Origin of the sequence: Stutzerimonas degradans (assembly GCF_024448505.1) — a bacterium.
Classification (GTDB): domain Bacteria; phylum Pseudomonadota; class Gammaproteobacteria; order Pseudomonadales; family Pseudomonadaceae; genus Stutzerimonas; species Stutzerimonas degradans.
Genome location: NZ_JAMOHV010000001.1, coordinates 479571 through 505344, shown reverse-complemented (window position 1 = coordinate 505344; position 25774 = coordinate 479571). Strand labels below are relative to the sequence as shown.

General features: G+C 66.5%; 28 protein-coding genes. 8 read left to right on the top strand and 20 right to left on the bottom strand.

Annotation, left to right across the window (positions count from 1 at the left end; translation table 11 throughout):
• Positions 1 to 50: 50 nt before the first annotated feature.
• The 13 genes from NAV27_RS02380 to NAV27_RS02320 form a co-directional block, all read right to left on the bottom strand.
• On the bottom strand, positions 51 to 395 hold the full coding sequence (locus NAV27_RS02380; protein WP_008569651.1) for a hypothetical protein: 345 nt from the start codon (positions 393 to 395) through the stop codon (positions 51 to 53).
• A gap of 214 nt (positions 396 to 609) precedes the next feature.
• A complete protein-coding gene (lipA, locus tag NAV27_RS02375) occupies positions 610 to 1584 on the bottom strand; it encodes a lipoyl synthase (protein ID WP_008569650.1) in 975 nt (324 codons plus the stop codon).
• A complete protein-coding gene (lipB, locus tag NAV27_RS02370; RefSeq protein WP_102827863.1) occupies positions 1581 to 2237 on the bottom strand; it encodes a lipoyl(octanoyl) transferase LipB in 657 nt (218 codons plus the stop codon). The genes lipA and lipB overlap by 4 nt, the downstream gene beginning before the upstream one ends.
• Positions 2237 to 2521 carry a DUF493 domain-containing protein gene (locus tag NAV27_RS02365; protein ID WP_008569648.1) on the bottom strand — a complete coding sequence of 95 codons (285 nt, stop codon included), beginning with the start codon at positions 2519 to 2521 and terminating at the stop codon, positions 2237 to 2239. The genes lipB and NAV27_RS02365 overlap by 1 nt, the downstream gene beginning before the upstream one ends.
• Positions 2522 to 2585: 64 nt before the next feature.
• Entirely contained in the window at positions 2586 to 3755 is a 1170-nt protein-coding gene (locus NAV27_RS02360) for a D-alanyl-D-alanine carboxypeptidase family protein (protein ID WP_102827864.1), read from the bottom strand.
• A 53-nt stretch (positions 3756 to 3808) separates the two neighbouring features.
• Positions 3809 to 4792 (bottom strand): septal ring lytic transglycosylase RlpA family protein, encoded by a 984-nt coding sequence (locus NAV27_RS02355; RefSeq protein ID WP_102827865.1) that lies wholly within the window; start codon positions 4790 to 4792, stop codon positions 3809 to 3811.
• Complete coding sequence (gene mltB, locus NAV27_RS02350; RefSeq protein WP_102827866.1) at positions 4789 to 5757, bottom strand: lytic murein transglycosylase B; 969 nt, start codon at positions 5755 to 5757, stop codon at positions 4789 to 4791. Before mltB ends, NAV27_RS02355 begins: the two co-directional genes overlap by 4 nt.
• Positions 5758 to 5813: 56 nt before the next feature.
• On the bottom strand, positions 5814 to 6959 hold the full coding sequence (gene rodA / locus NAV27_RS02345) for a rod shape-determining protein RodA (protein WP_008569644.1): 1146 nt from the start codon (positions 6957 to 6959) through the stop codon (positions 5814 to 5816).
• A complete protein-coding gene (gene mrdA / locus NAV27_RS02340) occupies positions 6956 to 8848 on the bottom strand; it encodes a penicillin-binding protein 2 (RefSeq protein ID WP_102827867.1) in 1893 nt (630 codons plus the stop codon). The genes rodA and mrdA overlap by 4 nt, the downstream gene beginning before the upstream one ends.
• Before the next feature lie 15 nt (positions 8849 to 8863).
• On the bottom strand, positions 8864 to 9331 hold the full coding sequence (gene rlmH, locus NAV27_RS02335; protein ID WP_102827868.1) for a 23S rRNA (pseudouridine(1915)-N(3))-methyltransferase RlmH: 468 nt from the start codon (positions 9329 to 9331) through the stop codon (positions 8864 to 8866).
• A gap of 3 nt (positions 9332 to 9334) precedes the next feature.
• The gene (gene rsfS, locus NAV27_RS02330) at positions 9335 to 9694 is read right to left on the bottom strand and encodes a ribosome silencing factor (RefSeq protein ID WP_003286539.1); all 360 of its coding nucleotides are present in this window, start codon (positions 9692 to 9694) and stop codon (positions 9335 to 9337) included.
• Positions 9695 to 9709: 15 nt separating this feature from the next.
• On the bottom strand, positions 9710 to 10369 hold the full coding sequence (gene nadD, locus NAV27_RS02325; RefSeq protein WP_102827869.1) for a nicotinate-nucleotide adenylyltransferase: 660 nt from the start codon (positions 10367 to 10369) through the stop codon (positions 9710 to 9712).
• On the bottom strand, positions 10369 to 11634 hold the full coding sequence (locus tag NAV27_RS02320; protein WP_102827870.1) for a glutamate-5-semialdehyde dehydrogenase: 1266 nt from the start codon (positions 11632 to 11634) through the stop codon (positions 10369 to 10371). Before NAV27_RS02320 ends, nadD begins: the two co-directional genes overlap by 1 nt.
• A gap of 183 nt (positions 11635 to 11817) precedes the next feature.
• Here NAV27_RS02320 and NAV27_RS02315 point away from each other — a divergent pair, with 183 nt between their 5' ends.
• The gene (locus tag NAV27_RS02315; protein WP_102827871.1) at positions 11818 to 13137 is read left to right on the top strand and encodes a bifunctional DedA family/phosphatase PAP2 family protein; all 1320 of its coding nucleotides are present in this window, start codon (positions 11818 to 11820) and stop codon (positions 13135 to 13137) included.
• Here NAV27_RS02315 and NAV27_RS02310 read toward each other — a convergent pair.
• The 3 genes from NAV27_RS02310 to NAV27_RS02300 are packed head-to-tail and all read right to left on the bottom strand — an operon-like array spanning position 13134 to position 14816.
• Positions 13134 to 13724 carry an LON peptidase substrate-binding domain-containing protein gene (locus NAV27_RS02310; RefSeq protein ID WP_102827872.1) on the bottom strand — a complete coding sequence of 197 codons (591 nt, stop codon included), beginning with the start codon at positions 13722 to 13724 and terminating at the stop codon, positions 13134 to 13136. The two genes, NAV27_RS02315 and NAV27_RS02310, sit on opposite strands and share 4 nt — an antisense overlap.
• Before the next feature lie 10 nt (positions 13725 to 13734).
• A complete protein-coding gene (locus NAV27_RS02305; protein ID WP_102827873.1) occupies positions 13735 to 14457 on the bottom strand; it encodes an LrgB family protein in 723 nt (240 codons plus the stop codon).
• The gene (locus NAV27_RS02300; RefSeq protein ID WP_008569636.1) at positions 14454 to 14816 is read right to left on the bottom strand and encodes a CidA/LrgA family protein; all 363 of its coding nucleotides are present in this window, start codon (positions 14814 to 14816) and stop codon (positions 14454 to 14456) included. The genes NAV27_RS02305 and NAV27_RS02300 overlap by 4 nt, the downstream gene beginning before the upstream one ends.
• Positions 14817 to 14982: 166 nt before the next feature.
• On the opposite strand from NAV27_RS02300, the gene NAV27_RS02295 reads away from it, so the two are divergent.
• Genes NAV27_RS02295 through NAV27_RS02285 form a run of 3 tightly spaced genes read left to right on the top strand, consistent with a single transcriptional unit; the run spans position 14983 to position 17820 of the window.
• Positions 14983 to 15438 carry a MaoC family dehydratase gene (locus NAV27_RS02295; protein ID WP_102827874.1) on the top strand — a complete coding sequence of 152 codons (456 nt, stop codon included), beginning with the start codon at positions 14983 to 14985 and terminating at the stop codon, positions 15436 to 15438.
• A gap of 44 nt (positions 15439 to 15482) precedes the next feature.
• Positions 15483 to 17159 (top strand): C13 family peptidase, encoded by a 1677-nt coding sequence (locus NAV27_RS02290; protein WP_102827875.1) that lies wholly within the window; start codon positions 15483 to 15485, stop codon positions 17157 to 17159.
• Positions 17160 to 17178: 19 nt separating this feature from the next.
• Positions 17179 to 17820 (top strand): oxidoreductase, encoded by a 642-nt coding sequence (locus NAV27_RS02285; RefSeq protein WP_102827876.1) that lies wholly within the window; start codon positions 17179 to 17181, stop codon positions 17818 to 17820.
• 31 nt (positions 17821 to 17851) lie between these two features.
• Here NAV27_RS02285 and orn read toward each other — a convergent pair whose 3' ends face one another.
• Both orn and NAV27_RS02275 read right to left on the bottom strand, forming a co-directional pair.
• A complete protein-coding gene (gene orn / locus NAV27_RS02280) occupies positions 17852 to 18394 on the bottom strand; it encodes an oligoribonuclease (RefSeq protein ID WP_102827877.1) in 543 nt (180 codons plus the stop codon).
• Between the two features lie 28 nt (positions 18395 to 18422).
• The gene (locus tag NAV27_RS02275) at positions 18423 to 19229 is read right to left on the bottom strand and encodes a class I SAM-dependent methyltransferase (RefSeq protein WP_102827878.1); all 807 of its coding nucleotides are present in this window, start codon (positions 19227 to 19229) and stop codon (positions 18423 to 18425) included.
• Positions 19230 to 19351: 122 nt separating this feature from the next.
• On the opposite strand from NAV27_RS02275, the gene rsgA reads away from it, so the two are divergent.
• Complete coding sequence (rsgA, locus tag NAV27_RS02270) at positions 19352 to 20383, top strand: small ribosomal subunit biogenesis GTPase RsgA (RefSeq protein ID WP_102827879.1); 1032 nt, start codon at positions 19352 to 19354, stop codon at positions 20381 to 20383.
• Here rsgA and motB read toward each other — a convergent pair.
• Together motB and motA are read right to left on the bottom strand one after the other, a co-directional pair.
• Positions 20377 to 21405 carry a flagellar motor protein MotB gene (gene motB, locus NAV27_RS02265; RefSeq protein WP_102827880.1) on the bottom strand — a complete coding sequence of 343 codons (1029 nt, stop codon included), beginning with the start codon at positions 21403 to 21405 and terminating at the stop codon, positions 20377 to 20379. The two genes, rsgA and motB, sit on opposite strands and share 7 nt — an antisense overlap.
• Before the next feature lie 8 nt (positions 21406 to 21413).
• Complete coding sequence (gene motA / locus NAV27_RS02260) at positions 21414 to 22265, bottom strand: flagellar motor stator protein MotA (protein WP_008569628.1); 852 nt, start codon at positions 22263 to 22265, stop codon at positions 21414 to 21416.
• Positions 22266 to 22431: 166 nt separating this feature from the next.
• On the opposite strand from motA, the gene NAV27_RS02255 reads away from it, so the two are divergent.
• Genes NAV27_RS02255 through asd form a run of 3 tightly spaced genes read left to right on the top strand, consistent with a single transcriptional unit; the run spans position 22432 to position 25688 of the window.
• On the top strand, positions 22432 to 23952 hold the full coding sequence (locus NAV27_RS02255) for an HDOD domain-containing protein (RefSeq protein WP_102827881.1): 1521 nt from the start codon (positions 22432 to 22434) through the stop codon (positions 23950 to 23952).
• A 45-nt stretch (positions 23953 to 23997) separates the two neighbouring features.
• On the top strand, positions 23998 to 24813 hold the full coding sequence (locus NAV27_RS02250) for a rhodanese-like domain-containing protein (protein WP_102827882.1): 816 nt from the start codon (positions 23998 to 24000) through the stop codon (positions 24811 to 24813).
• Positions 24814 to 24824: 11 nt separating this feature from the next.
• On the top strand, positions 24825 to 25688 hold the full coding sequence (asd, locus tag NAV27_RS02245; protein ID WP_102827883.1) for an archaetidylserine decarboxylase: 864 nt from the start codon (positions 24825 to 24827) through the stop codon (positions 25686 to 25688).
• Positions 25689 to 25774: the final 86 nt, after the last annotated feature.

Here is a 25774-nt window from a genome sequence, read left to right as displayed (position 1 = left end):
CCACAAAAAACCCTGCCGGAGCAGGGTTTTTTGCGTTTCGACAGCCGTGCTCAGTGCTTGACGGCTACTTCGTAGAGGTAGTCCGGCAGCGGATCGATCACCACCTGGTGACCGGCGTAACGTGCCTGCACTGCCTCGCGCGGCACCACGCCGTGCGGCGCGCGTTCGTCACCCCCGAGGCGCTGGCGGGCACGGTAATCGATCACACAGCCATCGGCTTCGACCCAGAAGTGCGGCGAAAGCACCTTACCGTCCAGCTCGACCTGCCCCAGCATCGCCTGATAGGGGATGTGCTGACGCGCCAGGCGTGTCACCACAAGGCGGCTCATGGCGTCGCATTCAACCTTGGCGGCGTCCAGATCATCGAGCAGGTTCTTCAGCTGGGGATAACTCATGTGCGGTGGCCCTCGGCCTTGTGATGTCAGACGCGGGGCACTATAGACCAAAGTCTAATGCGGCGAAATGACGCAATTTTCTTGCCAAGCGCAACGGCAAACAGAAACAGATACCGTTGCGCTGGGGAAGACGTGCCAAACCGCGTGGATGACTCTCGGCGACGGCGCAGAGGGGCGAACCGCCCGGCGTCACGCCGGGGCGGCTCGGGGCGCATCAGTCCTTGGCGGCGTGCGCCTGCTGGTCGGCGTGGTACGAGGAGCGTACCAGCGGGCCGGAAGCGATGTTCTTGAAGCCCATCTTCATGCCTTCCTCGGCGAACCAGGCGAAGGTGTCCGGATGCACGAAGCGCTGCACCGGCAGGTGGCTGCGCGACGGTTGCAGGTACTGACCGAGGGTCAGCATGTCGATGTCATGCTCGCGCATGCGCTGCATGGTTTCGATGACTTCCTCGTCGGTCTCGCCGAGGCCGAGCATCAGCCCGGATTTGGTCGGCACACCCGGCACGCGCTGCTTGAACTTCTCCAGCAGGTCCAGCGACCACTCGAAGTCCGAGCCAGGGCGGGACGACTTGTACAGCCGCGGCACGGTTTCCAGGTTGTGGTTGAACACATCCGGCGGCTCGCTGGCGGTGATGTCGAGGGCGATGTCCATACGTCCGCGATAGTCCGGCACCAGCGTTTCCAGCTGAATGTTCGGCGACAGCTTGCGGATTTCGCGCAGGCAGTCGGCGAAATGCTGAGCGCCGCCGTCGCGCAGGTCATCGCGGTCCACCGAGGTGATCACCACATATTTCAGGCGCATGTCAGCGATGGCCTGGGCCAGGTTCTTCGGCTCGTCAGGGTCCAGGGCGTTGGGCCGGCCGTGGCCGACGTCGCAGAACGGGCAGCGCCGCGTGCAGATATCGCCCATGATCATGAACGTCGCGGTGCCACTGGAGAAGCACTCACCCAGGTTCGGGCAGGAGGCCTCTTCGCAGACGCTGTGCAGCTTGTGCTTGCGCAGGGTGCTCTTGATCTGGTCGACCTCGGGCGAAACCGGGATGCGCACGCGGATCCAGTCGGGCTTCTTCGGCAACTCGTCGGTGGGGATGATCTTCACCGGAATGCGCGCGACCTTGTCAGCGCCACGCAGTTTGACCCCAGCCTCAACCTTCGCCGGGCGCTTGCCCGCCGTATCAACAGTGCTCATATGTTTTCGATTCCGCCCGCGAGGGTCTTCTGTTGCGCGTATCCGAGGTGCCGGGCCAGTTGCGTGCGCAGTCGGCCGACGACTTCGGAAAAGTCCACCGGCCCGATCAGATCGCGCAGCTGTGTCATCGCCAGCCCCGCATAACCGCAGGGATTGATGCGCCGGAAGGGTTCCAGGTCCATGTCCACGTTCAGCGCCAGGCCGTGGAAGGAGCGGCCGTTGCGAATGCGCAGGCCGAGCGAGGCGATCTTGGCGCCGTCGACATATACACCCGGCGCATCCGGTTTGGCCAGCGCGGCGACACCGTAGCTGGCCAGCAGATCGACCAGACTCTGTTCGATATGGCTGACCAGCGCGCGCACGCCGATGCCGCGCCGGCGGACATCGATCAGCAGGTAGCAGACCAGCTGCCCCGGACCGTGATAGGTCACCTGCCCGCCGCGATCGACCTGCACCACCGGAATGTCGCCGGGAAACAGCACGTGCTCGGCCTTGCCGGCCTGGCCCTGCGTGAACACCGGGGGATGCTGCAGCAACCAGAGCTCGTCGCCGGTCTGCGGGCCGCGCTGATTGGTGAAACGCTGCATGGCCTGCCAGGCCGTCTGGTAGTCGATCAGCCCAAGCTCGCGGATGCCGAGCACCTCGGCATCCATCACAGCACCATATGGACGCGGCCGGTGGCGCGCAGATCGACGTGGATCGCCTGCAATTGCTCGACGCCGGTGGCGGTGATCAGCACCTGCACGGAGAGAAAGCGCCCGTTGCGGCTGTCGCGAGTGACTAGGGTGGTCTCGTCGCAGTCCGGCGCATGGCGCTGGATCACTTCGAGCACCAGCTCGCGAAAGCCCTCGCCGGCCTCGCCGATCACCTTGATCGGATAACGCTCGCAGGGAAATTCGATTTTCGGCGCAGTAGGTTCGCTGTGGTTATCGGTCATGGCGACGGACTCGTGATCCGCAGGCACGCCCGCGCGGGATAGGCGCTGACGTGCCGACGCGTTGTCAGTTGAACAGGCTGTAGAAGAACAGGCGAATGCTATCCCAAACACGACGGAACAGCCCACCTTCTTCTACCGCTTCCAGCGCAACCAGATCGGCGCTGTGCAGCACTTCCTCGCCAAGTTTGACCTCGACCTTGCCGACCACCTGGCCCTGGCTGATCGGTGCGATCAGCGTGTCGTTGAAGCTCATGCTGGCCTGGAGCTTGTCCAGTTGGCCGCGCGGCAGGGTCAGCGTCAGGTCCTCGGCGAGGCCGGCCTTGACCTGGCTCTGCTGACCTTTCCAGACCTGCTGCTGGGCCAGTTCGACACCCTTCTGATAGAAGGTGCGGGTCTCGAAGAAGCGGAAGCCGTAGGTCAGCAGTTTCTGCGTTTCGGCGGCGCGGGCCTGCTCGCTGTCGGTGCCGAACACCACGGAAATCAGGCGCATACCGTCGCGCACGGCCGAGGCCACCAGGCAGTAGCCAGCCTCTTCGGTATGGCCGGTCTTCAGACCGTCGACGGTCTTGTCGCGCCACAGCAGCAGGTTACGGTTGGGCTGCTTGATGTTGTTCCAGAAGAATTCCTTCTGCGCGTAGATGGCGTAGTGCGCCGGGTCCTGGTAGATGATCGCGCGCGCCAGCTTGGCCATGTCATGGGCGGAGGAGTAGTGCTCCGGGTCCGGCAGGCCGGTGGCGTTCATGAAGTGGGTGTTGCTCATGCCCAGGCGCTGCGCCGTGGTGTTCATCATGTCGGCGAAGGCTTCTTCGCTGCCGGCGATATGCTCGGCCATCGCCACGCTGGCATCGTTGCCCGACTGGATGATGATGCCGTGCAGCAGGTCGTCCACCGAAACCTGGGTATTGACCTGAATGAACATGCGCGAACCGCCGGTGCGCCAGGCCTTCTCGCTGACGGTCACCAGATCGCTGTCGCTGATCTGCCCTTTCTGGATCTCCAGTGTGGCGATGTAGGCGGTCATCAGCTTGGTCAGGCTGGCGGGCGGCAGGCGCTCGTCGCTGTTGCTTTCAATCAGCACCTTGCCGCTGGCCGCGTCCATCAGCATGTAGGACTTGGCTGCCAGCTGCGGCGGCGACGGGATGGCGGGAGCCGCCCAGGCCACCGAGGCGGCAGTGGTGACAATCGCCAGCAAGGCGAGAACTATGAAGCGAGGCATGCAAGTCTTGATGTTCATCCGTTTCTCGAATTGGTTTCAGGTAAGACAGGGGTTCGCGCTGCGACGGCGGCTCAATCGGCCTGCACCCGGCGGGGCTGCCCGAGATTGGCCAGGCGCACGCTCTGCTCCAGCTGCGACGCCTCGTCGGCGCTGCCGATGGGGCCGAGGCGGACGCGGTGCAGGGTCTGCTGGTTGTGCACCACCGAGCTGATGAACACCGGCGCGGAGACCACGCCGCTCAGCTTGTCCTTGAGCAGTTCGGCGGCGTCCGGGTTGGCGAACGCACCAACCTGCAGGAACAGTCCCGAGGACTGTACGGCGTCGGGCGAGCGCTCCAGCTCGACCGGCAGCACCGCGGCGGCGTGCTGTTGCGGCGGCGGCGTGTACTGTTCGATGGGTTGCACCAGGGTGCTGGCGGGTTTGGGTGCGGCTGCCTGAGCCTGCGCCATGACCAGCGGCACCGGCTTGCCCTGTGCGGCCCACCACTGTTGCGGGTCGATCCCCTCGACCTTGACCCGCGCCGTGCCGGTCTCGGCATAGCCGAGCTTCTTCGCCGCGGCGAAGGACAGGTCGATGACCCGATCGGAGTAGAACGGTCCGCGGTCGTTGACCCGCAGCGTCACGCTACGGCCGTTGTCCAGATTGGTGACCTTGACGTAGCTGGGCAGCGGCAGGGTCTTGTGCGCCGCGCTCATGCCATACAGGTCGTACTTCTCGCCATTGGCGGTGGGCTGGCCGTGAAACTTGGTGCCGTACCAGGAGGCGGTGCCGACCGCGGAGTAGCGGCGGCCGTCGCTCATCGGGAAATAGGTCTTGCCCAGCACGGTATAGGGATTGGCCTTGACCGGCCCGTAGTGCGGCATCGGCGTCGCATCGGGAATCTGCGACACGTCGACATCCCACCAGGGCGCGCCATCCTTGCTCGGCCGGCTGAAATCGCCCGGGCCGCTGATGCCTGGCTTGCGCGCGGGCGCCTGCGCCGTCGGCGATGAAGAGCAGCCGGCGAGCAGCACGCCGGCGAGGCCGAGCGCCAGTAGCGCTGTGGTACGCGTCATGGTTGTTGCCCTCGCGCCGCAGCCAACGCCTCGGACAGCTGATGCACGGCCATCGCGTACATCACGCTGCGGTTGTAACGGGTGATGACGTAGAAGTTGGGCAGCCCCAACCAGTATTCGTCGCCCTCGACACCCTCCAGGCGGAAGGCGGTGACCGCCGTATCATCGGCAACCGGAGAAGCGGCCGTCCAGCCCAGCTCACGCAGCTCGGCCACGCTTTTCACCGGATCGAGGCCGGGGCTCAGGCCCTCGGCGACGCGCTCGCCGTCGACCTCGGCGCGTGCCACCACCGGTTCGCCGCTGGCCCAGCCGTGCTGCTTGAAGTAGCTGGCCGCGCTGCCGATAGCATCCACCGGGTTGCTCCAGATATCGATGCGCCCGTCGTCGTCGAAATCCACCGCATAGGCGCGAAAGCTGCTCGGCATGAACTGCGGCAGGCCCATCGCGCCGGCGTAGGAGCCCTTGAGCGTGAGCGGATCGACCTGTTCCTCACGCGCGAGCAGGAGGAACTCCTTGAGCTGCTGGCGGAAGAACGGCTGGCGCGGCGGATAATCGAAGCCCAGCGTCGACAGCGCGTCGATGACCCGGTAGTTGCCGGTGTTGCGGCCGTAGAAGGTTTCCACGCCGATGATTGCCACGATTACCTCGGCCGGCACGCCGTAAACCTGCTCGGCACGGGCCAACGCCTCCTCGTTCTGCCGCCAGAAGTCCACGCCCTGGGCGATCCGCGAGTCGGTGATGAAGATCGGCCGGTACTCCTTCCACGGTTTGACCCGCTCAGCCGGCCGCGAGATGGCATCGAGGATCGCCTGCTTGCGTTCGGCCTGGGCGAACAGGTCGAGCAACTGCTCGCTGGCGAAACCGTAATCGCGGGTCATCTCGGCGACGAACTCGTCCACGTTCGGTCCCTGGTAATCGGCGGCGAGAGCCGTCTGCCCGCTCGCAGCCCAGAAGATTCCTGCCATGCAGAGGATTCGCGCCGTCCAGCCACGCCGTAATGAAGTCAAGAAATACACTCTCGTCAAACCTGGGCGATCCACTTGCGATGGGTGTGGATCGACATCAAAACCCCGAACCCTGACAGCAGGGTTACCAGTGAAGTTCCGCCGTAGCTAATGAAGGGTAACGGCACGCCCACCACCGGCAGCAACCCGCTGACCATACCGATGTTGACGAAGACGTAAACGAAAAAGGTCATCGTCAGCGCACCGGCCAGCAGTTTGCCGAACAGCGTCTGCGCCTGCACGGTGATCACCAGACCGCGGGTAATCAGCAACAAATACACCAGCAGCAACAGGCAGACGCCGACCATGCCGAACTCCTCGGCAAGGACCGCAATGATAAAGTCCGTGTGGCTTTCCGGCAAAAAATCCAGGTGCGATTGCGTGCCCAGCAGCCAGCCTTTGCCGAACACGCCACCCGAGCCGATGGCGGCCTTGGACTGGATGATGTTCCAGCCGGTACCCAGCGGATCGCTCTCCGGATCGAGGAAAGTCAGCACCCGCTGCTTCTGGTAATCGTGCAGCACGAAGTACCACATCGCCACGGCAATCGGCACCACAGCCGCGGCCGCGCCCATGATCCAGCTCCAGCGCAGACCTGCGATGAACAGCACGAAGGCACCGGAGGCGAGGATCAGCAGCGCGGTACCCAGGTCAGGCTGCTTCACGATCAGCACGAACGGCACCACGATCAGCGCCAGACTAATCAGCGTGTGCTTGAAGCGTGGCGGCAGCGGGCGCGCCGCGAGATACCAGGCAATGGTCATCGGCATGATGATCTTCATGAATTCCGAGGGCTGGAAGCGGATCACCCCAGGGATGTTGATCCAGCGCGTAGCGCCCATCGCCGTATGCCCCATGAACTCCACTGCCAGCAGCAGTCCCACCACGGCGAGATAGCCCAGCGGCACCCAGCGCGCCATGAAGCGCGGCTCCAGCTGGGCGATGACCAGCATGGCGCCGAGGCCCAGGCCGAAGGACGAGGCCTGCTTGAGCAGCAGATCCCAGTTCTTGCCGCTGGCCGAATAGAGGATGAACAGACTGCCGGCGGCCAACAGCAGCAACAGCAACAACAGCTGCGCATCGATGTGCAACCGCTGCAACAGGCTGGCGCGCCGGCGCATGACGTCTTCGCGAGACAGGGTACGGTCGAAATTGCTGTTCATGGCGTCTTGGCGTCCGTGGTGGTCGGCGCGGCGTACTCGGCCTTCAGCTGACCGTTCTCATCCAGCAGCCAGGCATCCATGACCTGCTTGGCCACCGGCGCAGCGACGCCTGAGCCCGACTCGCCGTTCTCCACCATCACCGCCACGGCGATCTGCGGATCATGGACCGGGGCGAAGGCGACGAACAGCGCATGGTCGCGGTGACGCTCGTTGAGCTTGCCGCTGTCGTAGCGCTCGCCCTGCTTGATCGCCACCACTTGCGCCGTGCCGCTCTTGCCGGCGATGCGATAGGCGGCGCTGTCGCCGACCTTGCGCGCGGTGCCGCGGGCACCGTGCAGCACCTGCTCCATGCCGCGGATCGAATAGTCCCAGAACTTCGGATCGCGCAGCTCGATGTCCGGCAGCGGATTCGGATCGACCGGCGGCTGGTCGCCGATGCGCTTGGCCAGGTGCGGGCGAATCCATTTGCCACGCGTGGCCATCAGCGCGGTCGCCTGCGCCAGCTGCAGCGGCGTGGCCTGCATGTAGCCCTGGCCGATGCCGAGAATGACCGTCTCTCCCGGATACCAGGCCTGGCGATAACGCGCACGCTTCCATTCGCGCGACGGCATCAGTCCGGCGGTTTCCTCGTTCATGTCCAGCGCCACGCGTTGTCCCAGGCCGAAACGGGTCATGTAGTCGTGCATACGATCGACGCCCAGCTTGTGCGCCATGTCGTAAAAATAGGTGTCGTTGGAACGCATGATCGCCACTTCCAGATCCACCGGGCCATCGCCGCCGCGATTCCAGTTGCGGTATTTGTGCTTCACGTTGGGCAGCTGGTAATAGCCCGGGTCGTACACCCGGCTGGTCGGCGTGATGACACCGGCATCCAGCCCGGCGATCGCCATCATCGGCTTGATCGTCGAGCCGGGCGGATAGAGACCGCGCAATACGCGGTTGTACAGCGGCCGATCGATCGAGTCACGCAACTCGCCATAGGCCTTGAAGCTGATGCCGGTGACGAACAGGTTGGGATCGAAGCTCGGCTGACTGACCATCGCCACCACCTCGCCGCTGTCCGGCAGCAGCGCGACGATCGCCCCGCGCCGGCCGCCGAGCGCGGCCTCGGCGGCCTCCTGCAGTTTGAGGTCAAGGGTCAGCGTCAGGTCCTTGCCGGGAATCGGATCGGTGCGTTTGAGCACGCGCAGCACGCGACCGCGGGCGTTGGTTTCGACTTCCTCGTAGCCAACCTGGCCGTGCAGCACGTCCTCGTAGAATTTTTCGATGCCGGTCTTACCCATGTGATGGGTGCCGCTGTAGTTCACCGGATCGAGCGACTGCAGCTCCTTCTCGTTGATCCGCCCGACGTAGCCGACCGAGTGGGCGAAGTGCGGGCCCTGCGGATAGTGCCGCACCAGCTGCGCCGACACCTCGATGCCGGGCAGGCGGAACTGGTTCACCGCGATACGCGCGATCTGCTCTTCCGTCAGCTCGTACATGATCGGTACCGGCTCGAACGGCCGGCGTCCCTGCAGCACGCGCTTCTCGAACAGCTCGCGCTCCTCGGCCGGCAGCTGCAGCACCTCGACCACCCGGTCGAGCACGCCGCGCCAGTCCTGCCCGGCGCGCTCGCGGGTGACCGTCAGGCTGAAACTCGGGCGGTTGTCGGCGATCACCCGGCCGTTGCGATCGAAGATCAGCCCGCGGTTGGGCGGGATCGGCTGCACGTGCACGCGATTGTTTTCCGACAGCGTCGAATGGTGCTCGAACTGCACCACCTGCAGGTAGTACATGCGCGCCACCAGCACACCGATCAGCAACACCACCACGACAATGCCGACCAGCGCGCGACTGCGCACCAGCAGGGCATCCTTTTCGTGGTCCTTGAGGGGGATCGGTTGCGGCATGGATCGGTCGTCGGACTACTTGTGATAGGGGTGGCCGGACAGCAGCGTCCAGGCACGATAGATCTGCTCGCCCACCAGAATCCGCACCAGCGGATGCGGCAGTGTCAGCGGCGATAGCGACCAGCGCTGCTCGCTGCGCGCACACACCTCCGGCGCCAGCCCTTCCGGGCCGCCGACCATGAGGTTGACGTTGCGCGCATCCAGCCGCCAGCGCTCCAGCTCCGCCGCCAGCTGCTCGGTGCTCCACGGCTTGCCGTGCACCTCCAGCGTGACGATACGCTCGCCCGGCTGCACCCTGGCCAGCATCGCCTCGCCTTCCTGACGGATCAGGCGCGCCACATCGGCGTTCTTGCCACGGGTGTTGAGCGCAATCTCCACCAGATCGAGCGGCAGCTCGGCTGGCAGGCGGCGGGCATATTCCTGCCAGCCGTCCTCCACCCAGCGCGGCATCTTCGAGCCGACGGCGATCAGCTTGATCCGCACGGGTTACTCCGGATCGTGGCTGTGCTGCGCGCGGCTCTGTTCGGCGCCCTGCCACAGGCGTTCGAGATCGTAGAACTGGCGGGTCGGCACCTGCATGACGTGTACCACCACGTCGCCCAGGTCGAGCAGGGCCCACTCGCCGCCTTCCAGGCCTTCGCTGCCCAGCGGCCGCACGCCCTGTTCCTTGACCTTCTCCAGCACGTTGTCGGCCAGCGCCTTGACCTGGCGACTGGAGCCGCCGCTGGCGATCACCATGTAGTCGGTGACGCTGGTCTTGCCGCGCACATCGATGGTGACGATGTCCTGGGCCTTCAAATCTTCCAGCGCGGCGACCGCCAGCTGGACCAAAGCTTCAGTTTGCATAACGTGAAAACAACCTCAGTTCGACGCCCGGTAGAGTCCGTGCGCGTTGATGTAAGCCAGAACGGCGTCGGGTACCAGAAAACGCACCGACTTGCCGCTGGCCAGCAATTGACGAATCTGTGTGGCGGACACCTCCAGCGGTGTCTGCCAGACGAAGGCGATCTGCCCGGCAGCGCCGGCCAGTGCCTGTGGATCGGAAACACTGCGCGCGGCAAGCAGATCGCGCAACGCCTGCGGCGCTTCGCTGCCGGCATCCGGCCGCTGCAGCACGAGGATGTGGCAGTAGTCGAGCAGCTCCTCCCAGCGATGCCAGGTCGGCAGCCCGCAGAACGCATCCCAGCCGACGATCAGCAGCAGCTGGTCGTCGGTCGCCAACTCCTCACGCAGCGAGATCAGCGTCTCGATGGTGTAGGACGGCTTCGCCCGTTCCAGCTCGCGGGCATCGACGCACAGCGGCGGCAGATCGGCAACAGCCAGACGGACCATCGCCAGACGGTCCTCGGCCGAGCAGCTCGGCGTTTCGCGGTGCGGCGGACGCGCATTGGGGATCAGCCGCAACTCGTCGAGACCGAACATCTCGGCCACCTCCAGCGCGCCGCGCAGGTGGCCGATGTGTACCGGATCGAAGGTACCGCCGAGGATGCCGATGCGCCGCGCGCCGCTGCCGTGGCGCATCAGGTACGGACGTGACCGTCGCCGAAGACCACGTACTTCTCGCTGGTCAGACCGTGCAGGCCGACCGGCCCGCGCGCGTGCAGCTTGTCGGTGGAGATGCCGATCTCCGCCCCCAGGCCGTACTCGAAGCCGTCGGCGAAGCGCGTCGAGGCGTTGACCATCACCGAGCTGGAATCGACTTCGGTGAGGAAGCGCCGCGCATCGGTGAAGTTCTCGGTGATGATCGCATCGGTGTGCTGCGAGCCGTAGCGGTTGATGTGCTCGATGGCCTCATCCAGCGAATCGAGGATGCGGATCGACAGAATCGGTGCGTTGTACTCGGTGGACCAGTCTTCTTCGCTGGCTGCCAGCACGTCACCACCGAGCAGCGCCCGGGTGCGCTCGCAGCCGCGCAGCTCGACGCCCTTCTCGCGGTAGATCGCGGCCAGCGGCGGCAGCACGCACTCGGCGATGCCCTGGTGCACCAGCAGCGTCTCCATCGCGTTGCACGGCGCGTAGCGCTGGGTCTTGGCGTTGTCGGCGACGCGGATCGCCTTGTCGACGTCCGCGGCGATATCGACATACACGTGACAGATGCCGTCCAGGTGCTTGATTACCGGCACCCGGGCATCGCGGCTGATGCGTTCGATCAGTCCCTTGCCACCCCGCGGCACGATCACGTCGACGAATTCCGGCATCGCGATCAGCGCGCCGACGGCCGCGCGGTCGGTGGTTTCCACCACCTGCACCGCAGCGGCGGGCAGGCCGGCCTCGGCCAGGCCGAGCTGGATGCAGCGCGCGATGGCCTGGTTGGAATGAATGGCCTCGGAACCGCCACGCAGGATGGTGGCGTTGCCCGATTTCAGGCACAGGCTGGCAGCGTCGATGGTCACGTTGGGCCGCGACTCGTAGATGATCCCGACCACGCCCAGCGGCACGCGCATTTTGCCGACCTGGATGCCCGAGGGCATGTAGCGCATGTCGCGGATTTCGCCGATCGGATCGGGCAGCGCGGCGACCTGGCGCAGGCCTTCGATCATGCTGTCGATCACCTTGGGCGTCAGCGCCAGGCGGTCGAGCATCGCCGCGTCCAGGCCATTGGCACGGCCGCCGGCCAGATCCAGTTCATTGGCGGCGACCAGCTCGGCACGCGCGGCGTCGAGCGCGGCGGCGGCAGCCTGCAGGGCACGGTTCTTCTGCGCGGTGCTGGCGCGCGCGAGCACCCGCGAGGCGTCGCGCGCGGCGCGGCCCAGGCGGGTCATGTAGTCGAGCACGGACTCGGTCATGGTCTTGCTGGCCTGACGAAAGGGAAAGCGGCTGATTATAGCCACCCCAGCCCGCGCCGCACAGCAGCGTCGGGCGAACGGGCCGGCCTCGTCGGCGCGTAATGGCATCGCTATCATCCGCGCGGTGAAACCCGCGCCGTCAGTGGCGGGTCGAAAAGGCCTCACCCGAACAAGGAATCGCGCATGAGCCAGTGGCTCGACCCGTTCACGACCTGGCTTGGCGCCCATCCGCAATGGCTTGGCCTGGTGCTGTTGATCGCCGCCTGTGTCGAATGCCTGGCGGTGGTCGGGTTGCTGGTCCCCGGGACCGTGCTGCTGTTCGCCATCGCCATGCTCGCCGGCAGCGGCGCGCTGACATTGAGCGAGACGCTGCTGCTGGGCTTCGTCGGCGGCCTGCTCGGCGATCTGATTTCCTACGCCCTCGGGCGCCGCTACCACCAGGGCATCCGCCGCCTGCCGGGGCTGCGCCACCATCCCGAATGGCTGCTACGCGCCGAACACTACTTCGCCCGTTATGGCGTCGCCAGCCTGCTGGTCGGCCGCTTCATCGGCCCGCTGCGACCGATGCTGCCGATGACCGCGGGGATGCTCGACATGCCGTTCGGCCGCTTCCTGCTGGTCAGTCTGGTGGCGGCGGCCGGCTGGTCGATGGCCTACCTGCTGCCCGGCTGGACCGCGGGCGCGGCGCTGCGCCTGCCGCTGGCCGAGGGCTTCTGGGGCGAAGCGGGAGCCGTCCTCGGCGCGATCGTGCTGCTGATTGGCGCCATCATCCACGGCAGCTTCCGTCACCAGCGCTGGGTCAGCGCCGTCGCCGCCGGGCTGAGCACGCTGATCCTGCTTGGATTGTTCTTCGGCTGGCCGTACCTGCGCGAGTTCGACGAAGGACTGCTGACAGTGATCCAGGCCGAACGCAGCGCGCCGATGGACCGTGTCATGGTGCTGATCACCCGCCTGGGCGACTTCCACACGCAGCTGTGGGCCGCGGCGCTGCTGAGCCTGCTGTTGCTGTTCCTGCGCCAGTGGCGCGCTGCCCTGTTCGCCATCGCCACGCTGCTCGGCACGGCACTGGCCAACGGCGCTCTGAAGGCGACCTTCGCCCGCGTGCGGCCGGAAGTACTGCTCGAACCGCTGGGCAGCTACAGCTTTCCCAGCGGCCACAGCTCGGCGGCGTTCGCGCTGTTCCTCACCCTCGGCGTGCTGGCCAGCCGCGAGCAACCACCACGGCTACGCCTGGCATGGCTGCTGCTGGCCGGGCTGCCGGCCACCGCCATTGCGCTGTCGCGGGTCTATCTGGGCGTGCACTGGAGCACCGACATACTGGCCGGCGCGCTGCTCGCCTCCACCTTCTGCTCGCTCAGCCTGACGCTGGTGCAATGGCGCACACCGCTGCCGGCGCTGTCGCCGCGCGCATGGTGGTTGATCCTGCCGGCGTGCCTCGGCCTGCTGGGCGCCTTCTCACTCTGGGCGCTGCCGACGGCGATGCAGATGTATCGGTACTTCTAGCCGACCAGCTCGCCCTGCAGCGCTTCCAGCAGGGACTGGATCAGTTCGAGCTGCGCTTGCGGCGCATCCAGCGCCAGCAGGTCGAGCTTCTGTTGGGGCTGGAACGGCAGCAGATAGGCCAGCTGCGCGGCGAGGTCGCGCTGCCCGGCCGGCGTGCCGCCCATGCCCAGATTTTCCACCATCGGGTGGCGGCCCAGCGCCTGCAGCAGCACCAGCAGATCGGCATGGCTGTCGTCCAGCGGCCGCTCGGCGAGTTCATCCAGCCAGCGCACGTCGGCGATGCTGAGCTGATCGCGCTGGACCTCGGAAGACTCCACGCAGAAGCGCCGCCCGCCCTCGACGCGAATGCCCAGCAGGCCGTTGGGCTGCTGCTGCCAGTCGCGAATCAGCGCCTCGCAGCCGATCCGGGCGAACGCCGCCGGCGCCGGACCGACCTCACTGCCCTCGAGAATATGCACCACACCGAAGCCATGACCGGCCTTCAGGCAGCCGCTGAGCATGTCCAGGTAGCGCGGTTCGAAGACTTGCAGATCCAGCGTGCAGCCGGAAAACAACACGGTATCAAGCGGGAACAGCGGCAGCTTCATGCAGGCTCCATCACAGCAACAGGGTCACCACCAGCGGCAGCAGCACCGCTGTCATCACGCCCATCAGACTCATCGCCAGCGCGGCGAAGGCGCCGCACTCGTCGCTCTCCTGCAGCGCCTGGGCGGTCCCCACCGCGTGGGCGGTCAGGCCGAGGGCCATGCCGCGCGCCGCCGGATGGTGCACACCACAGCGGCGCAGCAGCGCGGGGCCGAAGATCGCCCCGAGCACACCGGTGATCATCACGAACACCGCCGCCAGCGCGACCACGCCGCCGATCTGCTCGGCCACCAGCATGGCGATAGGCGATGTCACCGACTTCGGCGCCAGGGTCATGAGGATCATCCGCTCGGCGCCGAACAGCCAGGCCAGCGCCATGCCCAGTGCGGTGGCGGTGACGCCGGCCACCAATAGAGTGATCACGATGGGCGCGAACAGTTCGCGGATGCGCCGCAGATTCAGATACAACGGCACCGCCAGCGCCACCGTCGCCGGGCCGAGCATGACCGTCAGCAGCTGCGCGCTGTCGGCGTAATCGGCATAGCTGAGCCCGCACAGCAGCAGCACGCCGATGACCAGCAGTGCCGAGAGCAGGACCGGCTGCAGGAACACCCAGCGGGTCTTCTCGTAGGCGGCGAACGACAGCTGGAACGCGGCGAGCGTGATGCCGACGCCGAACAGCGGATGATGGATCAGCGCCTGCCAGGCGGCGTGCCAGTCGAGCATTGTCGTCATGCGTCCTCCCGCCGGCGGGACTGCCGCTGGATCAGCGCCTGCATCAACCAGCCGGTGAACACCAGCGAGAGCAGCAGGGAAATCACCAGCACGCCGACGATCGCCCAGAAGTCCTGCAGGATCGCTTCGGTATAGACCATCACCCCCACGGCCGGCGGCACCAGCAGCAGCGGCAGATAGCGCAGCAGACTGCTCGCCGCCACCTGCAGCGACTCGCTCGCACTGCCGCGCAGCAGCAGCGCGGCGAACAACAGCAACAGACCGATGATCGGCCCCGGCAGCATCGGCACCAGCAACACATTGAGTACCGTGCCGAGCAGCTGGAACAGCACCAGCCAGGTCAGACCGCGCAGCAGCATGGGAGCCCCCTCCGGCAAATGTCAGCGAGTATAAGCCGCAACTGCTCACCTCACGCAGCGGCGGCTTCGCTATGACGCGCCATTCGCCCGGTCATGGGTGATTGCGCGGGCCGAGGGTGCGTGCTGATCTTCACCGACAACAAACGTCCCGCAGAGGAACCGCCCCATGCCCCAGGTACCGCTCGATGAACTCAAGGACTACATCGGCAAGGAACTCGGCCACTCCGACTGGTTGACCATCGACCAGAGCCGCGTCGATCACTTCGCCGAGTGCACCGGCGATCACCAGTTCATTCATGTCGACCCGGAGAAGGCCCGGCAGACGCCGTTCGGCGGCACCATCGCGCACGGCTTCCTCTCACTCTCGCTGCTGCCGCAGCTCATGGAAGACCTCATGGTGGTGCCGCAGGGCACCAAGATGGCAGTCAACTACGGCCTGGACAGCCTGCGCTTCATCCAGCCGGTGCGGGTCGGCTCGCGGGTGCGCCTGCACGCGACCCTGCTCGACGCCCACGAGAAGAACCCCGGCCAGTGGCTGCTCAAGACCCGCGCCGAGATGCAGATCGAAGGCGCGGAGAAACCTGCCTATATCGCGCAATCGCTGGCACTCTGCTTCGTCTGAGGCGATGCGGCATACTGCGGGCGTTCCGTCGTCTGGATGCCCGCATGCGTCACCTGACTCCCCTGCTCCTTGCCTGCCTGCTCGCCGCCTGCGGCGACGGCGAACCGTTGCTGCCGCCAGATGCCGTGCTGCCCGACGGCGGGCGCTACCGCGGCACGCTGGTGGATGGCCTGCTGCAGGGCGAGGGACGCATCGACTACCCCAACGGCAGCAGTTACCGCGGCCAGTTCAAGGACGGTCAATGGCACGGCCAGGGCCGCTGGACCGGCGCCAACGGCGACCGCTACGAAGGCACCTTCGAACACGGCCTGTTCCACGGCGAGGGGCGCTTCAGCTACGCCGCCGGTGGCGTCTATGCAGGCCAGTTCCGCCAGGGCCGCATGCACGGGCTGGGCACCTTCAACCAGGACGGCGCCCGCTACAGTGGCGAATTCCAGAACGACCTCTATCACGGCGAAGGCGTCCTCGAATACGCCGACGGCGTGCGCTATCAGGGCCGCTTCGCCAACGGCCAGCCAGACGGCACCGGCACGCGCAGCGATGCGGACGGCTCGTACAGCGGGCAATTCCGCGACGGCCTGCCCAACGGCGACGGCGTCTACCTTTCCGAGGACGGCGAGCGCTATCGCGGCACATTCGCCGACGATAGTTTCCACGGTGCGGGTCGCTACGAAGATGGCCGCGGCGATGTCTGGGAAGGCCAGTTCGCTCACGGTGAACTCACCGGTGCCGGCCGCCACACCAGCGCCGATGGCAATCACTATCGCGGCGAATTCCTCCGCTGGCAGTACCACGGCAGCGGTGTGCTGGAACGTGCCGACGGCAGCATCTACCGCGGTGGCTTTCGTCACGGCAAATACAGCGGCGACGGCCAGTTGACCCTCGCCAGCGGCAGCGTGCAGCGCGGCAGCTGGCACAACGGCCGCCGCGTGCGCGACGAGCACGGCAAGCGGCTGCCGGACCCGCTCGAGATCGGCCTGCTGCGCCAGGGCGCGCTGCTCGACCAGGCACTTGCCGCGGTTCCCGCGTCCACGCCGGCGGCGGAGCTGTACAGCCTGGTGCTGGCCGGCGACGGTCGCCAGAGCGTGTTCCTGCGCGAGGCCGACTACGTGCAGCGCCTGCTGGCCGAGCGCTTCGCCGCGCGCGGGCAGATCAGCCTGGTCAACCACCGCGATCACCTCGGCGATCGTCCGCTGGCGACCCGCGAAAACCTGGCGCGCGCCGCGGCCACCCTGGCCGAGCGCAGCGGCACGGAGGATCTGGTGTTCATCTACCTCACCAGCCACGGCACCGCCGATCACCACCTGATCCTGCAGCAGCCACGCCTGGGGCTGGACGACTTGAGCGCGCCGGAGCTGGCCGATCTGCTCGCCCCGCTGGCCGGGCGCAACCAGGTGGTGGTGATCTCCGCCTGCTATTCCGGCGGCTTCATCGAACCGCTGAAAGACCCGAGGCGGCTGGTGATGACCGCCGCGCGCGCCGACCGTGTGTCGTTTGGCTGCTCGGAGGAAAGCGATTTCACCTATTTCGGCCGCGCGCTGTTCGCCGAGGCGCTGCAGCAGACCGTCGACATCGTGCACGCCTTCACGCTGGCGCAGGCGAGGGTTGCCGAACGCGAGCAGGCCGACGACTATCAGGCATCGGAACCCCAGATATGGGCGCCCGAGCCGGTCGTCGAACACTGGCGCAACCTGCAGCAACGACGCGCCGCCTCACACTGATTCGCCAAGGAGCATGACCATGTATCTGACGCCCCAGCGCATTCTGCTTGCCGGCGCCACCGGACTGACCGGCGAACACCTGCTCGATCGACTGCTCAACGAACCCACCGTCGCACGCGTGCTGGCGCCGACGCGCAAGCCGCTGGCGGCGCACCCGCGCCTGGAAAACCCGGTCGGGCCGCTGCAGTCGCTGCTCGACCAGCTCAACGGCCCGGTCGACACCGCGTTCTGCTGCCTGGGCAGCACGCTCAAGCAGGCCGGCACCCAGGAGGCGTTCCGTGCCATCGATTTCGATCTGGTGCTGGCCTTCGCCCGTCGCGCACGCGAGCTGGGCGCGCGACACCTGCTGGTGATCAGTTCGCTGGGCGCCAGCCCGGACAGCCCGATCTTCTACTGCCGGGTCAAAGGCGAGATGGAAGCGGCGCTCGAGGCCCAGGACTGGCCGCAGCTGACCATCGCGCGGCCGTCACAGCTGCTCGGCCCGCGTCTGGAGTTGCGCCTGAGCGAGCGGATCGCCGCGCCGCTGTCGCAACTGCTGCCGGGCAAGTACCACGGCATCGAAGCCTGCACGCTGGCCCGCGCGCTGTGGCGCCTGGCGCTGGAGGAAGGCGACGGCGTGCGCATCGTCGAGTCCGACGAGTTGCGCAAGCTCGGCAAGTAGCGGCGCGCCGGGCCGGACGCCGCCGGCGGCATCACACTTTGATGAAATGCTCGCGGTAGTGCCGCAGCTCGGCGATGGAGTCGCGGATGTCGTCCAGCGCCAGGTGCGTACCGCTCTTGCTGAATCCCTGCATGATCTGCGGCGCCCAGCGCGCGGCCAGCTCCTTGAGCGTCGAGACGTCCAGGTTGCGGTAGTGGAAGTAGCGCTCCAGCGCCGGCATCTGCCGATAGAGGAAGCGCCGATCCTGGCAGATGCTGTTGCCGCAGATCGGCGACTTGCCCTTCGGCACCCACTGTTCGAGAAACACCAGGGTCTGGGCCTCTGCCTCGGCGGTGCCGATGCGGCTCTCGCGCACCCGCTGGGTCAGGCCCGAACCGCCGTGCTGGCGGGTGTTCCACTCGTCCATGCGCGCCAGCACCTCGTCGCTCTGATGCACCGCGATCACCGGCCCCTCGGCCAGTATGTTGAGCTGGCTGTCGGTGACGATGGTGGCCATTTCGATGATGACGTCGGTATCCGGGTCCAGACCGGTCATTTCCAGGTCGATCCAGATCAGGTTCTGCGGGTTCTGCATGATGGGCTCCTTGGCTGTGGCGCGCAGTTTAGCCGCTCGCCTGCGGGTCGTCAGGCCGGGGCACACCGGGGCGCCAGAGCAGCAGCTGCGATTGCCGCCAGTCGTCGACCACCAGCCGCTCTTCGGGCTCGACGCCCGGCACCGCGAAACTGTTGCTGATCAGCAGCGCGTCCGGCCGCATCTGCACGCAGGCCTTGCGCCACAGCGCCGGCATCGGGGCCGGCGAGAGGAAGCAGTAGACCACCTCGTACCGCGCCAGATCGACGCGCCACAGGCTGCGCAGGAAAATTCGGCAGTTGCGTCGCGGCAGGCAGCGCAGCCAGGCGATGAGGAACGCCAGCGGCGCGGTCTCCACGCCGACGAAGCGCGCCTGCGGATAAGCCTGGGCCAGACGCGACAGACTGCCGGCCAGCCCACAGCCCAGATCGACGAAACGGAAGTTCGCCGGCAGCCCGGCCAGACGTTCAGCCAAACGCCGTTCGGCCGCCCGGCCGGTCAGATACAGCGGCACGTGCTCGAAAAAAGCGTTCCAGTTCAGCAAGAACAACGCGGCGAAGGCCGCCAGCGGCAGCCATCCCGGCAGGCTGTGATCGCGCAGCACAACCAGCGCCGGCACAAAGACCAGGTTGATCGGCCACCACCAGCGCGACAGGCCCAGCCGTGCGCCCAGCAAGGCGGCGAGCGCGCCCTGCATGATGGCCGCCTGCAGCAACGAGACGTGCAGGCCGAGCAGGCGCGCCGCGGCCAGCAGCACCAACCAGGTCAGCAGCAGCGCCGCCAGCTGCGCCCCCAGGGCGAGCAAGATCGGCGGACGAAAGCGCGGCGAGTCGGACATGACGGACACGAAGACGGGACGGCAGGCCAGTCTACCTGCCGCCTGCGCGCCAAAACAGGCGGTCAGCGGCGCCGGTCGGCCATGCTAGACTCGCGCACCTTACATCGACCGACGCCCCGCACATGGCCAAACGCCAACTCAACCGCCGCCAGAACTGGCGCATCGAGAAAATCCAGGAAGAACGTACTGCCCGCGCGGCACGCCGCGAATCCCGCGCGCTGGAAGAACTGGAAGGCGGCGATCTGGGGCCGGAGCAGTTCGGTCTGGTGATCGCGCATTTCGGCGTGCAGGTCGAGGTCGAAGCGCAGGAAGGCGAGCACAGCGGGCAGGTCTTCCGCTGCCACCTGCGCGCCAACCTGCCGGCGCTGGTCACCGGCGACCGCGTGGTATGGCGTCCGGGCAACCAGGGCATCGGCGTAATCGTCGCGCAGCTGCCGCGCCACTCCGAACTGTGCCGCCCCGACACCCGCGGCCAGCTCAAGCCGGTGGCGGCCAACGTCGACCTGATCGTCATCGTCTTCGCGCCGCTGCCTGAACCGCATGCCAACCTGATCGACCGTTATCTGGTCGCCGCCGAACATGCCGGTATCCGTCCGCTGCTGCTGCTGAACAAGGCGGACCTGATCGACGAGCACAACGAGGGCGCGCTCAACGCGCTGCTGGCGGTCTACCGCACGCTTGGCTATCCGCTGCTGGAGGTGTCGGCCCACGGCGGCGCCGGCATGGACGAACTGCGCGCGGCGCTGAACGGCCACGTCAGCGTGTTCGTCGGCCAGTCCGGGGTGGGCAAGTCGTCGCTGGTGAACAGCCTGCTGCCGGGCGTCGATACCCGCGTCGGTGCGCTCTCGGAGCTGACCGGCAAGGGCACTCACACCACCACCACGGCGCGACTGTTCCACTTCCCCGGTGGCGGCGAACTGATCGATTCACCCGGCATCCGCGAATTCGGCCTCGGCCACGTCAGCCGCGACGATGTCGAGGCCGGCTTCATCGAATTCGCCGATCTGCTCGGGCACTGCCGCTTCCGCGACTGCAAGCATGACCGCGAGCCGGGCTGCGCGCTGCTCAAGGCGCTCGAGGACGGACGCATCCAGCCGCAGCGGATGAACAGCTACCGGCACATCCTCAGCAGCCTGCCCGACCCCGACTACTGATCGTCGCCGCCGGCGGGCCGCGGCTGGTCAAGCTTGAGCACGCCTTCATCGAAGATGTTCAGCCGTTCGCGCACCTGCCCCGGCGATAGCGGCTCACCGCTGGCGCCCGCCGGAGCAGACGGGTTCGCCGGCGCGGCTGGCGCCTTGCTCGCATCGTCGCCCTCGGCCGGCACGAACTGCTCGTTCTCGATGTTGCGCTGCGCCTTCTTGGTCAGCACCAGGATGTCGATGCGCCGGTTGATCGGGTTGAGCGGGTTCTTGCGATCGAACAGCGCCGAGGAGGCATAGCCGACGACACGGGCGATCTGCTCTTCAGGGTAGCGTCCGGCGATGAGCGTGCGACGCGCCGCGTTGGCGCGGTTGGCGGACAGTTCCCAGTTGCCGAAATCGCCATTGCCGGCGTACGGCTTGGCGTCGGTATGGCCGCTGATGCTGATCTTGTTCGGCACCGCGCGAATGGTGTCGCCCATCGCCAGCAGGATGTCCTCGAAATACGGCTGCAGCTGCGCGCTGCCGAGCGCGAACATCGGACGGTTTTCGTCATCCATGATCTGGATGCGCAGCCCGTCCTTGGTGATCTCGAACAGGATCTGATCCTTGAAGCGCTCCAGCTCGGGGTTCTCGTCGACCTTGTTCTGCAGTTCCTGCAGCAGCAGTTCCAGGCGCTCGCGCTCGATCTGTTCGGCGAGGGTTTCCACCTGATCGCCGTCGATCTGCACATCCGCCTGCGGCACCGCCGGGTCGATCTCCGGGTTGAGGGTGCGGTCCGGCGACGGCGTCGGCGTGCCGCCCAGGTCGATCACGTGCGGACTGGCGCTTTCGGTGAAGCCGATGGGGTCCTGGAAATAGCCGGAGATGGCGCGTTTCTGCTCCGGCGTCGCCGAGCTCATCAGCCACATCACCAGGAAGAACGCCATCATCGCGGTCATGAAGTCGGCGAAGGCAATCTTCCAGGCGCCGCCATGATGGCCGCCGGCGGTCTTCTTGACCCGCTTGACGATGATCGGTTGATTATTGTCCATAGCGGCGCTTAGCTGCCACGCATCGCTTGCTCAAGCTCGGTGAAGCTCGGGCGATGGGCGTGGAACAACACCTTGCGGCCGAACTCGACGGCCAGCGTCGGCGGCATGCCGGAAGCCGAGGCGACCAGGGTGGCCTTGATTGCCTCGTAGAGATTCAGCTCCTCGCGCGCGTCGTGCTCAAGCGAGGCGGACAGCGGGCCGAAGAAGCCGTAGGCGGCGAGAATGCCGAGGAAGGTACCGACCAGCGCGGCGCCGACCTTCTCGCCGATCTCCGCGTTGTTGGCATCGGCCAGCACCGACATGGTCAGCACGATGCCGAGCACCGCGGCGACGATACCCATCGCCGGCAGGCCGTCGGCAATGCGATTCACCGCATGCGAGGGATGCTCCAATTCTTCCTTGAGGCTGGCCAGCTCCATGTCGAACAGCCCTTCGAGTTCGTGCGGGGCCATGTTGCCGGTGGACATGATGCGCAGGTAATCGCAGATGAACGCGGTCATGCGCTCGTCCTTGAGCACGCCGGGGTACTTGCTGAACAGCGGGCTGGCGGCCGGGTCCTCGAGGTCCGCCTCGATGGCCATCATGCCTTCGCGACGGCTCTTGTTGAGCACCGAATAGAGCAGGCCGAGCACTTCCAGGTAATAGGTCTGGGTGAAGCGGCTGCTGAACATCTTCAGCGATTTCTGGAACACGATTTTCGTCGTGCTGCCCGGGTTGGCCTGCAGGAACGCGCCGAGCGCGGCGCCACCGATGATCAGCACTTCGAACGGATGGATGAGTGCCGCCAGGGCGCCGCCGGAGAGCATGAAGCCGCCGAGCACGCTGCCAATTACCACGATGATGCCGAGAATCTTGACCATAGGTACGTCTGGGAAGCCTGATTACCAACCGCTCGAAACGAATCGGAGCACGTTCGCACAGCGGCTCCGCGCTCCGTCAAGGAGGGGTATCTGAAAGAATTGTTCGGGTTATCGGAACTTTTGCGCCAGACTAAAGAGCATCCCGACGAAAAGCCAGTTCGGCGCCATGACCACAACGACTTCGCTACCCCGCAGCATCCCCGCCTGGATCAAGCTTCTCGACGATTCTCCGCTGCCGGCATTCGCCACGGTGCACGAGAGCGTGCGCCGCGCGCTGCGCGACAACAGCCAATCCATGCGCCAGATTGCCGAGCGGGTGCAGCCCAGCCCGGTGCTGGCGCTGAGTTTCATCCGCGAAGCCAACCGGCATGGCGGCGACGGCCAGCCTGCGGAGAATCTCGAAACCGCGCTCAGCCGCATCGGCGTCGAGCGCGCCGAACGCCTCCTCGACCGCATTCCCGCCACGGCGACCGCCGACATGCCGCCGGCGCTGCGGCAGATGGTGCTAATCAGCCGGCACGCCAGCCAGCAGGCCAGCGGCCTATTCGCCGGCCGCCTGGCACGCCTGTGGCAGGACATCCACTGGGGCAGCCTGCTGTTTCTCTCGCCGGTATGGGCACTGCTGGCCGCGCGGCCGCAGCTGTTCGAGGCCTGGGAACAGCGCGTGCTGGTCAGCGGCGAGCCACTGCAACGGGTCGAACAGCAACTGCTCGGCGTGCCGCTGCTGGAGCTGTGCCTGAAGATCGCCGAACACTGGCATCTGCCCGACTGGATCATCCAGGGCTACCGGCTGCTCGGCGGCAATCGACGCCTGCTGGTCAAGGCGCTGCACATCGCCCGCGACAACACTCACCCCTTGCAGCAGCAGCAACGGCTGGACGCCGACCCCGAGCTGCGCCGCTGGCTGACCCTGCCGAGCAACACCATCGTGCTGGCCAACGGCCTGGCGCTCGCCGCGCATCACAGCTGGAGTGGCGTGCACAGCCTGCGCTGGCAGCAGCTGATCGGCCTGTACCTGCAGCTGCCGATGGCGCAGGTGCAGCAACTGGTCCACCAGCAGGCCGTCGACAGTGCGCGAGCCATCGGCCCGACCGACCTCTGGCACCCGGCGCAAGGACTGCTGTGGCCGTGGGACAGCCGCTTCCAGCACAAGAAGACCGGCACGGCCAGCGTACCCGACGCCGAGGCGCTGGCGCGCTGGCGTGACTGCTGCCGTGAGCTGCTGAGCGCGCCCAGCCCCTTCACCAACGTGCATCAACTGACGGCCTGCGCGCGCACCGCGCTGGTCAGCATCGGCATGCAGCGCGTACTGCTGATGCTGCTGGATCGCAAGAACCAGCGGCTGGTCACGCAACAGGACGTCGGTCTGCCAGAGCACGCCGCGCGCCTGATCCTCGATCCGCAACACAGTCAGGTGCTGCGCCGGTTGCTGGAAAAACCCGCACAGCTGCACCTGCAGCCAGACAACATCGCGACCTTCTCGGCGCTGCTACCCGGCACACTCAAGGCGCTGTTCGCCGGCGAGCACCTGCTGCTGCGCTCGCTGGGCAGCAACGGGCGCGTGCTGATGCTGCTGATCGCCGACCAGGACAACGCCGCGCTAAGCGCCCCGACGCTGCAGGCGTTCGACAAGACCGCCCAGTGCATCGAGCGGGCGCTGGGCAATTTCAGCAAGCGCGGCAGCTGAGCTTTTTCGCTAGACTGCGCCTTCACCGACTCGCCGAGACCTGCCGTGTCCGTCTTCGCAAACCTGCCACTGGTAATCGAGCCTGCCGATCTGGCCGAACGCCTGCACGCTCCCGAACTGATCCTGGTCGATCTCACCAGCGCCGTCCGCTATGCCGAAGGCCACCTGCCCGGCGCGCGCTTCGTCGACCCCAAGCAGACCCAGCTGGGCCAGCCACCGGCGCCGGGATTGCTGCCACCCAAGGCACAACTCGAAGCGCTATTCGGCGCCCTCGGCCATCGCGCCGATGCGGTCTATGTGGTCTATGACGACGAGGGCGGCGGCTGGGCCGGGCGCTTCATCTGGCTGCTCGATGTGATCGGCCATCGTCACTACCACTACCTCGACGGCGGCCTGCATGCCTGGCTGGCCGAACGCCGCCCGCTGTCGCGCGACGTGCCGGTCGCGGCCGGCGGCACGGTCGCACTGCAACTCGAAAGCGCCCCCATCGCCACCCGCGAATACCTCGAAAGCCGCCTCGGCGCGGACGATCTGGTGGTCTGGGACGCCCGTTCGCCGCAGGAGTACCGCGGCGAAAAGGTGCTCGCCGCTCGCGGCGGGCACATTCCCGGCGCAGTGAACTTCGAATGGACCGCCGGCATGGACCCGGCACGCGCGCTGCGTATCCGCAGCGACATCGCCGAGCAACTCCAGGCACTCGGCATCGTGGCGGAGAAGGAAATCATCACCCACTGCCAGACGCATCACCGCTCGGGCTTCACCTACCTGCTGGCCAAGGCTCTGGGATACCCCAGAATCAAGGGCTACGCCGGTTCCTGGGGCGAATGGGGCAACCTGCCCGATACGCCGATCCAGTCATGAAAAGGTCATCCATGAAAGATCGCTTGTTCGTCATCAGCCAGTACCTGCTGCCGCATCACCTGATTTCGCGCCTGGCCGGCTGCCTGGCCGAATGTCGCATTCCCTGGCTGAAGAACGCCTTCATCAAGTGTTTCGCCCGGCATTTCCAGGTGGACATGAGCCAGGCACAGATCGAAGACCTGAGCGCCTACGAGCACTTCAACGCGTTCTTCACCCGTGCGCTGAAGGATGGCGCCCGCCCGCTGGACCCGACGCCCGGCGCCATTCTCAACCCCTGCGACGGCGCCATCAGCCAGCTCGGCAAGATCGAGCAGGGCCGCATCTTCCAGGCCAAGGGCCACAGCTACAGCGTCACGGAGCTGCTCGGCGGCGATCACCAGCGCGCCGCGCCGTTCATGGGCGGCGACTTCGCCACCGTCTACCTGTCGCCCAAGGATTACCACCGGGTGCACATGCCGATCACGGGCACCCTGCGCGAGATGGTCTACGTACCGGGGCGCATCTTCTCGGTGAACACAGTGACCGCCCAGGGCGTGCCGGAACTGTTCGCGCGCAACGAGCGCGTGGTGTGCATCTTCGACACCGAACGCGGGCCGATGGCGATGGTGCTGGTCGGCGCAATGATCGTCGCCAGCATCGAAACCGTCTGGGCCGGCCTTGTCACGCCACCCAAGCGCACCCTGAAGACGTTCCTGTACGACGAATCCGCGCGCGCACCGATCCGGCTGGAAAAAGGCGCGGAAATGGGCCGCTTCAAGCTCGGCTCCACCGTGATCCTGCTGTTCGGACCGGAGCAGGTTCGCTGGGCGGAGCAACTGGGCCCGCTGAGCCCTGTGTGCATGGGCGAAGCGCTCGGCCAGGCGCAGACGGAATGATGCCGGCAGGGCCTGCAGAATGAGCAGGCCCACCCGCGCGCGGCGCCGCACCCGACACGCCCTGCGACAACCCCGCGTACCGGAAC

Coding starts and splice junctions, on each gene's coding strand:
- NAV27_RS02310 (WP_102827872.1), bottom strand. CDS start 13,724: ATGAAGCTGCCGCTGTTCCCGCTTGATACCGTGTTGTTTTCCGGCTGC.
- NAV27_RS02300 (WP_008569636.1), bottom strand. CDS start 14,816: ATGCTGCTGCGCGGTCTGACCTGGCTGGTGCTGTTCCAGCTGCTCGGC.
- motA (WP_008569628.1), bottom strand. CDS start 22,265: ATGGTCAAGATTCTCGGCATCATCGTGGTAATTGGCAGCGTGCTCGGC.
- NAV27_RS02275 (WP_102827878.1), bottom strand. CDS start 19,229: ATGTCCGACTCGCCGCGCTTTCGTCCGCCGATCTTGCTCGCCCTGGGG.
- mltB (WP_102827866.1), bottom strand. CDS start 5,757: ATGGCAGGAATCTTCTGGGCTGCGAGCGGGCAGACGGCTCTCGCCGCC.
- NAV27_RS02255 (WP_102827881.1), top strand. CDS start 22,432: ATGACCACAACGACTTCGCTACCCCGCAGCATCCCCGCCTGGATCAAG.
- NAV27_RS02315 (WP_102827871.1), top strand. CDS start 11,818: ATGAGCCAGTGGCTCGACCCGTTCACGACCTGGCTTGGCGCCCATCCG.
- orn (WP_102827877.1), bottom strand. CDS start 18,394: ATGCAGAACCCGCAGAACCTGATCTGGATCGACCTGGAAATGACCGGT.
- NAV27_RS02290 (WP_102827875.1), top strand. CDS start 15,483: ATGCGTCACCTGACTCCCCTGCTCCTTGCCTGCCTGCTCGCCGCCTGC.
- nadD (WP_102827869.1), bottom strand. CDS start 10,369: ATGCGCCACGGCAGCGGCGCGCGGCGCATCGGCATCCTCGGCGGTACC.
- mrdA (WP_102827867.1), bottom strand. CDS start 8,848: ATGCCGCAACCGATCCCCCTCAAGGACCACGAAAAGGATGCCCTGCTG.
- NAV27_RS02295 (WP_102827874.1), top strand. CDS start 14,983: ATGCCCCAGGTACCGCTCGATGAACTCAAGGACTACATCGGCAAGGAA.
- NAV27_RS02365 (WP_008569648.1), bottom strand. CDS start 2,521: ATGACCGATAACCACAGCGAACCTACTGCGCCGAAAATCGAATTTCCC.
- asd (WP_102827883.1), top strand. CDS start 24,825: ATGAAAGATCGCTTGTTCGTCATCAGCCAGTACCTGCTGCCGCATCAC.
- NAV27_RS02355 (WP_102827865.1), bottom strand. CDS start 4,792: ATGACGCGTACCACAGCGCTACTGGCGCTCGGCCTCGCCGGCGTGCTG.
- lipA (WP_008569650.1), bottom strand. CDS start 1,584: ATGAGCACTGTTGATACGGCGGGCAAGCGCCCGGCGAAGGTTGAGGCT.
- NAV27_RS02380 (WP_008569651.1), bottom strand. CDS start 395: ATGAGTTATCCCCAGCTGAAGAACCTGCTCGATGATCTGGACGCCGCC.
- lipB (WP_102827863.1), bottom strand. CDS start 2,237: ATGGATGCCGAGGTGCTCGGCATCCGCGAGCTTGGGCTGATCGACTAC.
- rsfS (WP_003286539.1), bottom strand. CDS start 9,694: ATGCAAACTGAAGCTTTGGTCCAGCTGGCGGTCGCCGCGCTGGAAGAT.
- motB (WP_102827880.1), bottom strand. CDS start 21,405: ATGGACAATAATCAACCGATCATCGTCAAGCGGGTCAAGAAGACCGCC.
- NAV27_RS02285 (WP_102827876.1), top strand. CDS start 17,179: ATGTATCTGACGCCCCAGCGCATTCTGCTTGCCGGCGCCACCGGACTG.
- NAV27_RS02305 (WP_102827873.1), bottom strand. CDS start 14,457: ATGACGACAATGCTCGACTGGCACGCCGCCTGGCAGGCGCTGATCCAT.
- rsgA (WP_102827879.1), top strand. CDS start 19,352: ATGGCCAAACGCCAACTCAACCGCCGCCAGAACTGGCGCATCGAGAAA.
- rodA (WP_008569644.1), bottom strand. CDS start 6,959: ATGAACAGCAATTTCGACCGTACCCTGTCTCGCGAAGACGTCATGCGC.
- NAV27_RS02320 (WP_102827870.1), bottom strand. CDS start 11,634: ATGACCGAGTCCGTGCTCGACTACATGACCCGCCTGGGCCGCGCCGCG.
- NAV27_RS02360 (WP_102827864.1), bottom strand. CDS start 3,755: ATGAACATCAAGACTTGCATGCCTCGCTTCATAGTTCTCGCCTTGCTG.